General features: G+C 66.2%; 1 protein-coding gene and 1 pseudogene. Both read right to left on the reverse strand.

The window, feature by feature from the left end; translation table 11 throughout:
* Positions 1–165 (reverse strand): annotated as a pseudogene (locus JWG43_RS20990) (cytochrome bc1 complex cytochrome b subunit); the annotation flags it as partial.
* On the reverse strand, positions 162–426 hold a 265-nt coding region (locus tag JWG43_RS20995; protein ID WP_205244418.1), incomplete at its 5' end, for a QcrA and Rieske domain-containing protein. The pseudogene JWG43_RS20990 and the gene JWG43_RS20995, both read right to left, overlap by 4 nt.

A 426-nucleotide genomic window follows, 5' to 3' on the forward strand; every position in this document is an offset into this window, starting at 1 on the left:
GAGCAGCACCACGAAGGAGTAGAGGGCGACCTCGCCCAGGAGGAAGGACCAGTGGTCGGGGAACACCTTGCGGGCGAACCCCTTGACCGCGTGCGAGATACCCGTGCGCTGGTCGAGGTAGTCGGCGGTCGCAGCCACCGGCTTCGGTGCTTGGGTTGTTGTCATTTCAGGCGTCCCCAGTAGCTCGGGCCCACAGGCTCGTCGAAGTCGTCCTGTGCGATGAGGTAGCCCTCGTCGTCGACGGCGATGGGCAGCTGGGGCAGCGGGCGCTTCGCAGGACCGAAGACGACCTTTGCACCGTCGGCGACATCGAAGGTCGACTGGTGGCACGGGCACAGGAGGTGGTGTGTCTGCTGCTCGTAGAGCGCGACGGGGCAGCCGACGTGGGTGCAGATCTTCGAGTACGCGACGATGCCCTCGTGGGAC

Source organism: Desulfobulbus alkaliphilus, from assembly GCF_016918545.1.
Classification (GTDB): Bacteria; Desulfobacterota; Desulfobulbia; order Desulfobulbales; family Desulfobulbaceae; genus Desulfobulbus; species Desulfobulbus alkaliphilus.